At 67.5% G+C, this 13,929-nt stretch carries 13 protein-coding genes and 1 tRNA gene; 5 read left to right on the forward strand and 9 right to left on the reverse strand.

Annotated elements, in window-relative coordinates; translation table 11 throughout:
- Positions 1-2 precede the first annotated feature (2 nt).
- On the reverse strand, positions 3-1,754 hold the full coding sequence (locus DES41_RS03885) for a proline--tRNA ligase (RefSeq protein WP_114466085.1): 1,752 nt from the start codon (positions 1,752-1,754) through the stop codon (positions 3-5).
- Positions 1,755-1,866: 112 nt separating this feature from the next.
- Between DES41_RS03885 and DES41_RS03890 the strand changes: the two genes are divergently transcribed.
- Together DES41_RS03890 and DES41_RS03895 are read left to right on the forward strand one after the other, a co-directional pair.
- On the forward strand, positions 1,867-2,523 hold the full coding sequence (locus DES41_RS03890; RefSeq protein ID WP_114466087.1) for an RNA pyrophosphohydrolase: 657 nt from the start codon (positions 1,867-1,869) through the stop codon (positions 2,521-2,523).
- Positions 2,507-3,031 (forward strand): CNP1-like family protein, encoded by a 525-nt coding sequence (locus tag DES41_RS03895; RefSeq protein WP_114466089.1) that lies wholly within the window; start codon positions 2,507-2,509, stop codon positions 3,029-3,031. The genes DES41_RS03890 and DES41_RS03895 overlap by 17 nt, the downstream gene beginning before the upstream one ends.
- Positions 3,032-3,034: 3 nt before the next feature.
- On the opposite strand, the gene proB is transcribed toward DES41_RS03895, so the two are convergent.
- The 4 genes from proB to rplU form a co-directional block, all read right to left on the reverse strand.
- Positions 3,035-4,183 carry a glutamate 5-kinase gene (gene proB / locus DES41_RS03900; protein WP_114466091.1) on the reverse strand — a complete coding sequence of 383 codons (1,149 nt, stop codon included), beginning with the start codon at positions 4,181-4,183 and terminating at the stop codon, positions 3,035-3,037.
- 4 nt (positions 4,184-4,187) lie between these two features.
- On the reverse strand, positions 4,188-5,258 hold the full coding sequence (cgtA, locus tag DES41_RS03905) for an Obg family GTPase CgtA (RefSeq protein WP_114466093.1): 1,071 nt from the start codon (positions 5,256-5,258) through the stop codon (positions 4,188-4,190).
- Between the two features lie 77 nt (positions 5,259-5,335).
- Positions 5,336-5,596, reverse strand: coding sequence for a 50S ribosomal protein L27 (gene rpmA, locus DES41_RS03910; RefSeq protein ID WP_056657108.1), 261 nt, complete (start codon positions 5,594-5,596; stop codon positions 5,336-5,338).
- Positions 5,597-5,607: 11 nt separating this feature from the next.
- Positions 5,608-5,919, reverse strand: coding sequence for a 50S ribosomal protein L21 (gene rplU / locus DES41_RS03915; protein WP_114466094.1), 312 nt, complete (start codon positions 5,917-5,919; stop codon positions 5,608-5,610).
- 179 nt (positions 5,920-6,098) lie between these two features.
- Between rplU and DES41_RS03920 the strand changes: the two genes are divergently transcribed.
- Both DES41_RS03920 and DES41_RS03925 read left to right on the forward strand, forming a co-directional pair.
- Positions 6,099-7,082, forward strand: coding sequence for a polyprenyl synthetase family protein (locus DES41_RS03920; protein WP_114466096.1), 984 nt, complete (start codon positions 6,099-6,101; stop codon positions 7,080-7,082).
- Positions 7,083-7,099: 17 nt separating this feature from the next.
- Positions 7,100-7,176, forward strand: a tRNA-Pro gene (locus DES41_RS03925).
- 63 nt (positions 7,177-7,239) lie between these two features.
- On the opposite strand, the gene DES41_RS03930 is transcribed toward DES41_RS03925, so the two are convergent.
- The 4 genes from DES41_RS03930 to DES41_RS03945 all read right to left on the reverse strand — a co-directional run bounded on the left by DES41_RS03930 (position 7,240) and on the right by DES41_RS03945 (position 12,134).
- Positions 7,240-8,688 carry a formimidoylglutamate deiminase gene (locus tag DES41_RS03930; RefSeq protein WP_114466098.1) on the reverse strand — a complete coding sequence of 483 codons (1,449 nt, stop codon included), beginning with the start codon at positions 8,686-8,688 and terminating at the stop codon, positions 7,240-7,242.
- A gap of 107 nt (positions 8,689-8,795) precedes the next feature.
- Complete coding sequence (locus tag DES41_RS03935) at positions 8,796-10,772, reverse strand: PhoX family protein (RefSeq protein WP_114466100.1); 1,977 nt, start codon at positions 10,770-10,772, stop codon at positions 8,796-8,798.
- Between the two features lie 208 nt (positions 10,773-10,980).
- The gene (locus DES41_RS03940) at positions 10,981-11,457 is read right to left on the reverse strand and encodes a PaaI family thioesterase (protein ID WP_245965554.1); all 477 of its coding nucleotides are present in this window, start codon (positions 11,455-11,457) and stop codon (positions 10,981-10,983) included.
- A gap of 143 nt (positions 11,458-11,600) precedes the next feature.
- Entirely contained in the window at positions 11,601-12,134 is a 534-nt protein-coding gene (locus DES41_RS03945) for a GAF domain-containing protein (RefSeq protein ID WP_114466104.1), read from the reverse strand.
- A 94-nt stretch (positions 12,135-12,228) separates the two neighbouring features.
- On the opposite strand from DES41_RS03945, the gene DES41_RS03950 reads away from it, so the two are divergent.
- Positions 12,229-13,884 carry a magnesium transporter CorA family protein gene (locus DES41_RS03950; protein ID WP_114466106.1) on the forward strand — a complete coding sequence of 552 codons (1,656 nt, stop codon included), beginning with the start codon at positions 12,229-12,231 and terminating at the stop codon, positions 13,882-13,884.
- Positions 13,885-13,929 lie beyond the last annotated feature (45 nt).

Here is a 13,929-nt window from a genome sequence, read left to right on the forward strand (position 1 = left end):
ACTCAGGCGGCTGCGGGAGAAAGGCGCGATTTTACGAACGCGCCAATCTCTGCGGAAGCCACGCGCGTTGCGGCCGCGTCACGCCGGTGCTGGTACTCGACCTGGCCGTCCTTGAGCGCCTTGTCGCCGATCACCACGCGGTGCGGCACGCCGATCAATTCCCAATCGGCAAACATGGCGCCCGGGCGCTCGCCCCGGTCGTCCAGGATCACGTCAACACCCGCGGCCAGCAGCTCCTGGTACAGGGCTTCGGCGGCCTCTTTCACGGCCGGGCTGCGGTCCGGGCTGATCGGGCAGACCGCCACCGTGAACGGCGCGATCGCGTCGGGCCAGATGATGCCGCGCGCATCGTGGTTCTGCTCGATGGCCGCCGCCGGCAGGCGCGTGATGCCGATGCCGTAGCAGCCCATCTCCAGAAACTGCGGCTTGCCATCCTCGGCCAGGAAGCTCGCGTTCATGGCGCGGCTGTACTTGGTGCCCAGGTAGAACACATGGCCCACCTCGATGCCACGCTCGATGGCCAGGACGCCCTTGCCGTCCGGCGACGGATCGCCCGCCACCACGTTGCGCAGATCGGCCACCAGGTCGGGCTCGGGCAGGTCGCGGCCCCAGTTGACGCCGGTCATGTGGAAGTCGGGCGCGTTGGCGCCGCAGATCCAGTCGTGCAACACGGCGACTTCGCGGTCGGCCACGATGGTCACGGGCTGGCGCAAGCCGACCGGGCCCAGGTAGCCGGGCGGGCAACCGAAGTGCGCGTCGATCTCGGCCAGCGTCGCGAAGCGGAAGCCCTGCTCCATGCCCGCAAGCTTGCCGACCTTGACTTCGTTCATGTCGTGGTCGCCACGCAGCAGCAGCAGCCAGACGCGCGCCACCGTGGCGCCATCGGCCCCGATGGTCTCGGTCGCCAGCACCAGCGACTTGACGGTGGTGGCCAGCGGCACGCCCAGCAATTCCGCCACGTCGGCGCAGGTCGCCTTGCCCGGTGTGGGCGTCTTAGCCATGGCCTGCGTGGCCGGCGCGCGCGGCTGCGTCGGCGCCAGCGCTTCGGCCTTCTCCATGTTGGCCGCGTACTCGCTGTCCGGGCAATAGACGATGGCGTCCTCGCCGGTTGCGGCGATCACCTGGAATTCTTCCGACAGGTCGCCGCCGATGGCACCGCTGTCGGCCGCCACCGCACGGTAGCGCAGGCCGAAGCGGTCGAAGATGCGGCGGTAGGCCTGCGCCATGACCTGGTAGCTCAGCTTGGCGGACGGCTGGTCGCGGTCGAAGCTGTAGGCATCCTTCATCGTGAACTCGCGCCCGCGCATGAGGCCGAAGCGCGGCCGGCGCTCGTCACGGAACTTGGTCTGGATCTGGTAGAAGTTCTTGGGCAGCTGCTTGTAGCTGCGCAGCTCCTGGCGCGCGATGTCGGTCACCACCTCTTCGCTGGTCGGCTGGACCACGAAATTGCGCTCGTGCCGGTCCTGGATGCGCAGCAACTCGGGCCCCATCTTCTCGAAGCGGCCGGTTTCCTGCCACAGCTCGGCCGGCTGCACCACGGGCATGGTCATCTCGATCGCGCCGGCGCGGTTCATCTCCTCGCGCACGATCGCCTCGACCTTGCGGATCACGCGCAGGCCCATGGGCATGTAGGTGTAGATGCCCGCGCTGAGCTTCTTGACCATGCCGGCGCGCGTCATCAGCTGGTGGCTGACGACCTCGGCGTCGGCTGGCGCTTCCTTGAGTGTGGAGATCAGGAACTGGGACGCTTTCATGTCGGCGGGGAGGGTGTACAGGGAAGACCCGAAACCGGCGCGGGCAGGTAGCCGCTTGATACACAGACCACGCTGTGCATAATGGTTTCAGTTAAAAAATTGGGGTTTGATTATGCTTGACCGGGAAGGCTTCAGGCCCAACGTCGGCATCGTCCTGCTCAACCAGAAGAACCAGGTGTTCTGGGGCAAGCGCATTCGCACCCACTCATGGCAGTTCCCCCAAGGGGGGATTGACCGGGGCGAGTCGCCAGAGCAGGCCATGTTCCGTGAACTGCACGAGGAAGTGGGTTTGCGTCCGGAGCATGTGCGGGTCGTCGCGCGCACGCGCGACTGGTTGCGCTACGAGGTGCCGGACCGTTTCATTCGCCGCGATGCGCGCGGGCACTACAAGGGACAAAAGCAGATCTGGTATCTCCTGCAGCTGATGGGCCACGACTGGGACCTGAACCTGCGCGCGACCAACCATCCGGAGTTCGACGCCTGGCGCTGGAACGACTACTGGGTGCCGCTGGATGTGGTGGTGGAATTCAAGCGTGGCGTCTACGAGATGGCACTGACCGAGTTGGCCCGCTACCTGCCCCGCCATGACCACCGCAACCGCTATTTGCGCTCGAGCATGCGCGCGCGAGAAGGCGACATCCAGGACCCGCGCCGCGACATGCCGGCGCAGCAGTTCGAGCTACCGCCCGGCGGCAGTTTCGAACCCGATCCCCAAACCAACGAGCGGCTGGGCGCCGCTCCGCACAACAACCATGCTTCTTCGTCGTAGCCGCCTGGCGGCCTGGTTGGCCGTCGGCATCCTGAGCGCTGCGGCGGCCGGGGCGCAACAACTGAACAACAACGTTCCGGACGAGCCTGAATGGGTGGAGAGCGATACGCCCGCGGCGCCCGCCTTCGACATCAACAAGCTCGTGGACGTGACTGTCGATGCGCAAGGCGCCCTGCGCTACGGCGTCGATCCGGCGACGCTGCAGATCGGCAAGGACGGCGTGGTGCGCTACGTGATGGTGGCGCGCAGCACCAGCGGCGCCATGACCGCTATGTACGAAGGGGTGCGCTGCAGCACTGGCGAGTACAAGCTCTACGCGCGCTACAACGTCGACAAGTGGACGCCGGTCGGCAAGCCCGAATGGAAGTCGCTGTGGGAATCCACGCGCATCAAGCACCCGCTGGCCTTCGCGCGCCAGGGTGGTTGCGACAGCAAGGCGCCACCCAGTTCGGTGGGCGACATCGTGCGGCGCCTGAAGTCGCCTGCGGAAACCGTCTACCCGTCCTGAAGCTCAGCGGCTCAGCACGAGGTTGTCCCGGTGGACCATCTCGTGCTCGGCCGTGTAGCCGAGCAAAGCCTCGAACTCGCTGGACGGCTTGCGGCACAGCAACCTGGCCTCTGCGCTGGCGTAGTTCGCCAGCCCCCGGGCAATGGTCTGGCCGAGGTTGTCGCGGATGGCGATCACGTCGCCGCGCGAGAACTCGCCCTCCACCGCCGTCATGCCGATCGGCAGGAGGCTCTTGCCTTCGCCGCGCAACTTGCGCGCCGCACCGTCGTCGACGATGACGGCACCGCGCAACTGCAGGTGGTCGGCCATCCACTGCTTGCGCGCCTGCATCTTCTGCGTCTGTGCGACCAGCAGGGTGCCGATGGCTTCGCCCTGCGTCAGGCGCAGCAGCACATCGGGCTCACGACCCCAGGCGATCACCGTCGACGCGCCCGAACCGGCCGCACGCTTGGCCGCGAGGATCTTGGTGATCATGCCGCCGCGGCCGATGCTGGACCCTGCCCCGCCGGCCATGGCCTCGAGCTCCGGATCGCCAGCCTGCGCCTCGTCGATGAAGCGCGCGCCCGGGTCCTTGCGCGGATCGGCCGAGTACAGGCCGCGCTGGTCGGTCAAGATCACCAGGGCGTCGGCCTCGACCAGGTTCGCGACCAGGGCACCCAACGTGTCGTTGTCGCCGAACTTGATCTCGTCGTTGACGACGGTGTCGTTCTCGTTGATCACCGGCACCACGCCGTGGTGCAGCAAGGTCAGCAAGGTGGACCGTGCGTTCAGGTAGCGCTCGCGGTCGGCCAGGTCGGCATGCGTGAGCAGCACCTGGGCACTGCCCAGGCCGTTCTCGCGCAGCTTGCTCTCGTACATCTGCGCCAGGCCCATCTGCCCGACAGCGGCTGCAGCCTGCAGCGCGTGCACCTCGCGTGGGCGCGTGGTCCAGCCCAGGCGCTTCATGCCCTCGGCAATCGCACCGCTGGACACCATGATCAACTCGCGGCCGCGCACCCCGTCGCCGCGCACCAGAGCCGCCAGCTGGCGGGACCACTCGCCGATCGCGGCCTCGTCCAGGCCGCGCCCTTCGTTGGTCACCAGGCTGGAGCCGACCTTGACGACGATGCGCCGCGCATCGCGCAGCAGGGTCGAGTTGGCGAGTGGCGTCATGGAATCAGGCGTCGGAGGATTCGGAAAAACGCGGATCGATCTCGACGGGCTGGTTCTCTGCCGACTTCTCCGCATGGATGTGCTGGAACACCGATTTCACCAGCGTCTCACAGCCCTCGCGCGTCAGCGCCGAGATCTCGAACACCGGGCCCTTGAAGCGCAGGCGGCGCACGAAGTCCTTCACCTTGGCGGCGCGCTCTTCGGCCGGCACCATGTCCAGCTTGTTCAGCACCAGCCAGCGCGGCTTGCTGTGCAGCGTGGCGTCGTACTTCTTGAGCTCGTTGACGATCGCGCGCGCCTGCACGACCGGGTCAATGCTCTCGTCGAAGGGCGCCATGTCGATGACATGCAGCAGCAAGCGCGTGCGCTGCAGGTGGCGCAGGAACAGATGGCCCAGGCCGGCGCCATCCGACGCCCCTTCGATCAAGCCGGGCAGATCGGCCACCACGAAGCTTTGCTCCGGGCCGACACGCACCACGCCCAGGTTCGGGTGCAAGGTGGTGAACGGGTAATCGGCGATGCGCGGCCGTGCGTTCGAGACCGCCGTGATCAACGTGGACTTGCCGGCGTTCGGCATGCCCAGCAAGCCCACGTCGGCCAGCACCTTGAGCTCCAGCTTCAGCGCCTTCTTCTCGCCGGGCCAGCCCGGCGTCTTCTGGCGCGGTGCGCGGTTGATCGCGCTCTTGAAGCGCATGTTGCCGAAGCCGCCGTCACCGCCCTTGGCGATGGTGATGACCTCACCCGGCACCAGCAGTTCGAACAGCTGCTCGCCGGTCTCGGCGTCGCTGATGATGGTACCCACCGGCATGCGCAGCGTGATGTCGGCCCCGGCTGCGCCGAACATGTCCGAGCCCATGCCGTGCTCGCCGCGCTTGGCTTCGTGGCGCCGCGTGTAGCGGTAGTCCACCAGCGTGTTCAGGTTGGGATCGGCCACCGCATAGACGTGGCCGCCACGGCCGCCGTCGCCGCCGTTGGGTCCGCCGAACTCCTTGTACTTCTCGTGGCGGAACGAAACGCAGCCGTTGCCACCGTCGCCGGACGCGACATCGATCGTGGCTTCATCGACAAATTTCATGCTCCACCTCGCAAGTTAAAGAGACCAAAACGACAAAGCCCCGACAAGCGGGGCTTGGAACCAGAGGACCGAAGTCCTCAGGCTGCCGGCGTGATGAAGACCGTGTGCTTGTTCATCGAGCCCTTGACGGCGAACGACACGTGGCCGTCGACCAGGGCGAACAAGGTGTGGTCCTTGCCGACGCCGACGTTGCCGCCGGCATGGAAACGCGTACCGCGCTGGCGCACGATGATGGAACCGGCGCTGACCAGTTCACCACCGAAGGCCTTCACGCCCAGCATCTTGGGCTTGGAATCGCGCCCGTTGCGTGTAGAGCCGCCGCCTTTTTTCTGTGCCATGACCTATTCCCTTAACCGGCGATCGCGCCGATTTGCAGCTCGGTGAACTGCTGGCGATGGCCTTGACGTTTCTGATAGTGCTTGCGACGGCGCATCTTGAAGATGTGCACTTTGTCGTGCTTGCCATGCGACACGACGGTTGCCGTGACGGTTGCGCCGGATACCAAGGGGGTGCCCACCTTGATCTCGCTGCCGTTGCCAACGGCGAGAACCTGGTCGATCACGATCTCTTGGCCAACATCCGCAGCAATCTGTTCTACTTTAATTTTTTCGCCGGAAGCAACGCGATACTGCTTGCCACCGGTTTTTATGACCGCGTACATGTGGAACCTCTGATGAGCCCTCTACCTAAGCTCTAGAGGGTGAGCCTTCAGCGGACGAATTTCCGCGAAGCCCAAGAGTATAGCATTCCCAGGCCCAGAGGGGGCAAGCCGGCGCCCAGGCCGGGCTGGCGGCAGGAGGGCCTTCCTATAATCCGCCGCAATTACCCTGGGTCACACCTTTGTCCGTCCACAACTCCAGCACCGCAGAAGCGGTCGCGCTGATCGCCGACGACATGCGCGAAGTCGATCGTTTGATCGCCAAGCGCCTCTCTTCCGATGTGCCGCTCGTCGGCCAGGTCGCGCAGTACATCATCTCCGCAGGCGGCAAGCGACTGCGCCCGGCGCTGCTGCTGCTGATGTGCGGCGCGCTCGGCCAGCGTTCGTCCGAGCGCTTCACACTCGCGGCCGTGGTGGAGTTCATCCACACGGCCACGCTGCTGCACGACGATGTGGTCGACGATTCCACGCTGCGGCGTGGCCGCGCCACCGCCAACGAGGCCTTCGGCAACCCGGCTAGCGTGCTGGTGGGCGACTTCCTGTACTCGCGTGCCTTCCAGATGATGGTCGAGGTGGGCGACATGCGCATCATGCAGACCCTGGCCGAGGCGACCAATGTGATCGCCGAGGGCGAAGTCATGCAGCTCGTGAACATGCACGACGCCTCGCTGGACGAGAACGGCTACCTGCGCGTGATCCGCTCCAAGACCGCCAAGCTGTTCGAAGCCAGCGCCCGCATCGCCGCCATCCTGGCCGGCAGCCCGCCCGAGATCGAACGCGCCTGCGCCGACTACGGCCAGGCTCTGGGCACCGCCTTCCAGGTCATCGACGACGTGCTGGACTACGACGGCGCGCCCGAAGAGATGGGCAAGAACCTCGGCGACGACCTGCGCGAAGGCAAGTGCACGCTTCCCTTGATCGCCGCCATGCGGCGCGGCACCGCCGCTCAGCGCGACATCATCCGTGTGGCGATCGAGAACGGTGCTGTCGACAACATCGACGAAATCATCGCCATCGTCCGCGAAACCGGCGCTTTGGAGGTCACGCGCGAGGCCGCTGCAGCAGAAGCGCAACGCGCCATCGAGGCCATCTCGCAACTGTCTCCAAATGACAACACAAAAGCTTTGCTACAATTAGCGGCTCAGCTGTTGCAGCGCAGGTCCTAGGGCCTGGAGTCGCAAATCGGGGTGTAGCTTAGCCTGGTAGAGCGCTACGTTCGGGACGTAGAGGCCGGAGGTTCGAATCCTCTCACCCCGACCAGCCAAGTCATTGTCATGAGCAAAAGAGGCCGCGCAAGCGGCCTTTGTTGTTTCTGGCGGCAACTCAGCGCCACAGGGCAGCCATCGCCGCGCTGAACGCCGCACCCAATTGCGGCCCCAGCGGGGCGGTCGACGTGCTGCCCACCACCCTGCCCTGCGTCACGACCGCCTGCCCGGCGACGAAGACGTCCCACAGCCGCGGCGAGGGCGAAGAGAACACCATGGCGTCCAGCACATGCTCGGCGGGAATGCCCAGCAGCGCCGGCGACTGGTCGTCCAGCACCACGAAATCGGCCCGGTGCCCCGCCTGGATCGCGCCGATGCGCTGGCCTGTCGCGGCACGGCCGCCGGCGACCGCGGCATCGAACAGCGCCGCTGCCGTGCTGTCGCGTCCGCCCGACCGCGCCGCCACGTTGCGCTGGCGCAGCTGCACACGCTGCAGGTACTCCAGCAGGCGCAGTTCCGTGGTCCATTGGCGCGAAACCTGGCTGTCCGAGCCGACGGACCAGCGTCCGCCCATCGCCATGTAGCCGGCCAGGTCGAACAGGCCGTCGCCGAGGTCGGCCTCGGTGCTGGGGCACAGCACGATCGAGGCGCCGGTGCGGCGCACGCCCTGAAGCTCCTGCGCCGTGGCCTGGGTCGCGTGCACGAGGTTCCAGCGCGCATCCACTGGCGCGTTCTGCAGCAGCCACTCCACCGGGCGCAGGCCGGTGTGGGCGACGCAGTCGTCCACTTCCTGGCGCTGTTCCGCGACATGGATGTGCAGCGGCAGCGACACCTTGCGCGCGTGCGCCGCCACCTCCTGCAAGGCGGCGGCATCGACGGCACGCAGCGAATGCACGGCCACGCCTGCGCCGAGCAGAGCGCCCGGGCTGGTCTTGCTGGTGCCGGCATCGACAGCCAGCCGGGCGATGGCCTCCACCGTGCGCAGCACGCTGTCCGGCGTGGAAGCAAAGCGGCGCTGCGCGTCGTCCAGCGCTGGCGCGCCGAAGCCCGCACGCATGTAGAGGGTGGGCAGAAGGGTCAGGCCGATGCCCACCTGCTGCGCCGCGCGCACGAGCGCCAGCGCCATCTCCAGTGGCTGGCCTTGCGCCTGCCCGTCGGGTGCGCCGTGCAGGTAGTGGAACTCGCAGACCTGGGTGTAGCCGGCCTGCAGCAGCTCGGCGTACAGCAGGCTGGCCACGGCCTCCAGTTGCCCAGGCGTGATGCGCCGCGCCACGCTGTACATGCGCTCGCGCCAGGTCCAGAAGTCGTCGACCTCGGTCGCCGCGCCATTGCGCCGGCGTTCCGTCAGACCGGCCATGGCGCGCTGGAAGGCATGGCTGTGCGCGTTGACCATGCCCGGCAGCACCGGGCCCCCGAGCCGCATGGCACCACGCTGCTGCTCGGCGCTGGCATTGGGCAGCACGTTGAGCCAGCAGCCATCGGCCGCCACGGTCAACACCACATCGCGCGCCCATGTCCCCTGGATCCATGCGCGGCTCGCAAAGAACCGCCTCACCTCGTGCGTCATGCGCCGTCCTTCCGCTCGGTTGTGCGCATTCTGCACCGGCCCATGCGCGCAAAAAGGCCCCGGCGCCTTGCAGCACCGGGGCCTTCCTGCGGCAGATCAACGAAGGCTCAGGTACCGACCTTGCCGCCGTCTTCCCGCCAGACCACGACCGTCGCCGGACGCGGACGGCCACCGGCACCGTTGTCGGGCCAGCGCGAGAACGCCAGCGGGTCGGCCGCCGGGTCGACCGCCGGAGCGCGCGGATGGCTGCCGTACTCGCCCGGGTGCTGCACGTTGACGAACACGAACTTCTGGTCCGGCGTCCAGGTGATGCCGGTGATCTCACAGCCCGAAGGGCCGACCAGGAAGCGACGGATCTCCTTGGTCACGGGGTCGGCCACCAGCATCTGGTTGTTGCCCATGCCGGCGTAGTTGCCCACGTTGGAGAAGTTGCCGTCGGTCTGGATCCAGAGGCGGCCATCGGCGTCGAAGGCCAGGCCGTCCGGGCTGTTGAACAGGTTGTCGGCGTTGATGTTGGTCGATCCGGCCTGCAGGCCGCCGGCCGTGTGTGCCGGGTTGCCGGCCAGTACGAACAGATCCCACTCGAAGGCCAATGCGGCCGCATCCTGGCCGGTCTCGCGCCAGCGGATGATCTGGCCATAGATGTTGGCAGTGCGCGGGTTGGCTTCGTCCACCGTGCTGCGGCTGCTGTTGTTGGTCAGCGTGAGGTAGACCTCGCCGGAGTCCGGATGCACAGTGACCCATTCCGGGCGGTCCATCTTGGTGGCGCCGACATCGTCGGCCGCCAGGCGCGTGTTGACCAGGATGCCGCCCAGGTCACCGTACTTGGCACCCAGCGTGCTGCCCCCGGCGATCGGTGTGGACGGCACCAACGCCACCCACTCGCCCGTGCCCATCATGTCGCCCGCCGTGGCGCCGGCGCCGAACCTGGCCACGTACAGCGTGCCGCTCTCCAGCAGGTTGGCGTTGGCGCGCTGGTTGTCGGCCGCGTACTTTCCGTCGGAGACGAACTTGTAGACGTAGTCGTTGGCCTGGTCGTCACCCATGTAGACCACCACGCGCTTGTCCTTGGCCAGGGTCTGCGCCGCGTTCTCGTGCTTGATGCGGCCCAGCGCCGTGCGCTTCTTCGGCGTGGAAGACGGGTCGAACGGGTCGATCTCGACGATCCAGCCCAGGCGGTTGGGTTCGTGCGACTCCAGCGCGTAGTCGAAGCGCTCGTCCTCCTCGTGCCAGCGGTAGCCCGAGCCCGCGCTCGACAGCCCATAGCGGCGCATGTTGGCGTCGCGCGCATCGGTGGTGCTGGCGGTGCCGAAGTAGCCGTTGAAGTTCTCTTCGCAGGTGAGGTAGGTGCCCCACATGGTGTAGCCGTTGCCGCAGTTGTTGACCGTGCCCAGCGAGACCTCGCCGGCCGGGTCGGCGCTGGTCTGCACCAGCGCGTGGCCACGCACCGGGCCGGTCAGCTGCATCGGCGTGTTCATGTGGATGCGGCGGTTGTAGCGCGAGGGGATCACCACCTGCCAGTTGCCGCCCACCAGCCGCACATGGGCGACCGAAACGCCATGCGCATGCTGGGCCTTGCGCACCTGCTCGAGCGACCAGGGCGTGGCGCCGGATTGTTCGGCGGCCGTGTAGAAGAACTCGGGATTGATGTACTCGTGGTTCATCACGAGCAGGCCTTCGGTGCTGCTGTTGTCCGACAGGGGGAAGAAGTGCATGCCGTCGTGGTTGTCGCCGAACTGCAGCGCCTGGTCGGCCGCCGTGTTCGTGGCGTCCGGCTTCCAGGCCGGCGAGTTCGCGAACAGCGGATCGCCCCAGCGGCAGAACACGGCGTGCTTGTAGCCGGCCGGCACGACGATGTCGTCGCCCGTCGAGGCGGCCACGGCCGCGAAGCCGAGCATGGGGCCGCTGTCGTCGCCGTCGCCGCCCCCGCAGGCGGTCAGGCCCGCACCGAAGAAGCCGACGGCCCCCATGGCCAGGCCGCTCTTGAGAAAGCCACGCCGCGAACGCGCGCGCTCGACGAGCTCGTTGAAGTGCGGGTTGGCGCTGGTGTTGGTGGGGATGTTTTCTGGATCGATGGAACGCATCTGGGGCGAAGTCCTGTAATGGGAAAAAGGACAAGACGCTTCCCCGCCATGCTTTGTGCATGGTGTATTTCGCTGGCGCAGGCTGGCTTGTGGGCGTGATGGTCGAAACCGTCGGTGACAGTCCCGTGAAGCCCGCATGACCAGCGGGTCATGTTGACAAACGCCGCCGTCCCGCGCAGATGTCGCGGCGCGTTGCGCGCCGCTGGCCTCAGCCTCCGCGCAGCCGCAGCGGATCGAAGTCGCGCGGCGCGTTCTCGTCCTGCGGTGGCCGGTAGCGAAAGATGCCACTGCACCGCAGCGCCGGCGCGCCATCGGCCGTCACGAGCGCCTGTGCGAACACCATGGTGCGCGTGCGCTGCAACACGTCACCCTCTCCCTGCACCCAGGCGCCCAGGGGCGCCGCGCCGATGTAGTCCACCTGCAGGTTGATCGTGGGCAGGAAGCTGCGCCGGCCGTCCGTACCCTGGTACATGGTCATGGCCGGCAACAGCATGTCGCAAAAGCTCGCCAGCATGCCGCCGTGGCAGGTGCCCACCGGATTGGTGTGGCGCGGTTCCACGCGGAAACCCAGTTGCAGCTTCTCGCCGGTCCAGTGGCCGTAAAGCGGCCCATTGGCCGCGATGAAGGGCCCGCCCATGTCGATGGGGCGAAAGCCGGCGGGGATGGTGGCTGCGTCGTGGGGCATGGCGGGGATCATAGGTGGACACCCGCCACCGCCAGGACCCGCGTGGGACTCGGGGCCGCCTGGCCGTCCAGCCGTCGGGCGAGCAGATCCGAGAGCAGGTGCGCGCAGAGCCGTTCGGGTCCCCGCCGGGCCGGACCCGCAGCTCAGGCGTAGAAAGCCGGGATGTTGGGCCGCCCCTGCACGGTGCTGGCCGGCACGCCCTGCAACTCGGCCGCCACCATTTTGCCCAGCACATGGAGCTGTCCGCGCTCCCAGGCGCTCAGCCGGCGTGGCTGGCGGTCGACCAGGCACAGCGTGCCGACCGATTCGCCGTTCTCCATCACGAGCGGGCAACCCGCATAGAAGCGCACCCACGGATTGCCGAGCACGGCGGGGTTGTCGGCAAAGCGCTCGTCGCTGCGCGCGTCGAAGATCTCGAAGATGCCGGGCTCCAGGATGGCATGGCCGCAGAAGCTCTCTTCGCGCGGGCCCTCGCCGAGTGCCATGCCCACGCAGGACTTGAACCACTGGCGGTTGCCGTCCACCAGGCTCACGAGCGCGATCGGCACCTTGAACTCAGACGCGGCGTAGGCCGTGATCAGATCGAAGCGCGCCTCGGGCTCGGTGTCCAGGATCAGCAGGCCGCGCAAGGTCGCAATGCGTTGTGCTTCGGTGGCGGGCAGGGCTGGTGGCCGCATGGCGGACTCCTGGTCTATGAGGATGGACAGGCGGGCGCATTATTGCAGCGCACCAGGCCTACACTGGCCGCCTTCGCAGCCTGCCGCTCGCCTCATGACGCCCACGGAAACCGGCCCCAGCGCCGCCGCCGACCCGACCCGGGTCCGCCGCTTCCACCAGGTCCTGCTGTGGCCGCTGCGCCTCATGCCGCTGCCCGCATCGGCGGGCGCCAAGCCCTGGGAACTGCTGGCCGGCTCACCCTGGCACGAGGAGGTCGACGAGTACACGGGCGACACCTGCCGCTTCCACGAACGGCACTACAACGAGTTCGTGACCTTCCTGCCCTACGTGCAGCGTTTCCTGTACGGCGAAGGGCGCCATGAGCGCACGGGCGGCGGCGCCCGGCACGGCTCGCCCATGCGCGTGTTCCGGCGCCACGACATCGCCGCAGTCCGCCTCACCGCACGCCCTGGCGACGCACCGGTCACGCTGTCCATCGTCCATGCCGACCTGTACTTCTTCCTGGACGTGGACCTGGTCCTGTTCAACCTGGAAGTCAGCGCGGACGACATCTCTCTGGAGCAGGCGCAAGAGCTGCTGTACCGCTTCGGCCGCGGCTACCCGCCGGGCTGGGACGCCCAGGGCCATCCCCTGCACTGCCTGGCCGACGCCGAATGGCTGGACGCGCAAGGCCAGGTGCTGGTGCGCTCCGACGCCCACCAGCGCGATGCCTTCCTCGAACATGTGGCCGAGCACCGCGCACCGCGCATCGCCACACACTGGGCCGCCATGCTGGAGCCGCTGGTGCCCGACTACTCCGACCAGAGCGGTGCGCTGCGCTACCGCCAGATCGAGTACTACCGCATGCCGCTCATGGCCTACCTGGCGCTGAACGATCCGCGCGCGCTCTCGCGCGCCGACTTCGTGCGGCTGGGCCTGGTCACCGGCTCGGGCGACCAGCGCGCCCTGCCCTTTGCCGACGAGCACCTGGCCGACTTCGAGCAGCGCTACTGCTACGACCGCTTCTGGAGCCCCGGCGGTGCCGCCCCCGACACGCGCTACCTGTGCAACGGCCATTCGCTGGTCGTCGTGGGCCGGGCCGATTCGGTGCTGTACGGCTGCCGCGACCGCGGTGTGCTGGCGCAATTCCGGCACCAGCATTTCCTGCTGTTCCTGATCGCGCACTTCCAGAAGGCCGCGCTGCTGATGTACTCGGACAAGCTCGTGGAGGCGCTGCGCGACCTGGACGTGGGCAGCGCCGACAGCGTGCGCCGTTTCAAGCGCTCGATCCGCGGCGCCTTCGAGGGCTTTCTGCGCTTCACGCACCGCTACTGGTTCCACGAGATCTCCGAGCAGGCCCTGGTGCGCGCGCTGTGGGGCATGTGCGCCAGCCACCTGAAGCTGGACGCCACCTACTGCGAGGTCAAGGAGCGCATCGCCGACATGGCCCAGTACCTGGAAAGCGACAGCCTGCGCCGCCAGGCCAACACCGTGGTGCGGCTCACGGTGGTCACCATCTTCGGCCTGATCGGCACCGTGACCACGGGCTTCCTTGGCATGAACCTGCTGGCCGAGGCCGACGCGCCGCTGGAGCGCCGGCTCGCCATCTTTGCCGTCACCTTCCTGCTGACGACCGTGCTGACGGTCTACACCATGGCCAAGTCCAAGAAGCTCTCGGACTTCCTGGACGTGCTCTCGGACGAGCGCGCCACGGCGTGGCAGAAGTGCCTGGCGTTCGCGGCCGTGTGGCGGAGCAGCCCGCCGTCCTGAACGGCGGCACGGCGGCGCCTCACGCGCTAGCATCGGCACGGTCCG

The sequence above is a fragment of the Pseudorhodoferax soli genome, assembly GCF_003337555.1.
GTDB lineage: Bacteria > Pseudomonadota > Gammaproteobacteria > Burkholderiales > Burkholderiaceae_C > Pseudorhodoferax > Pseudorhodoferax soli.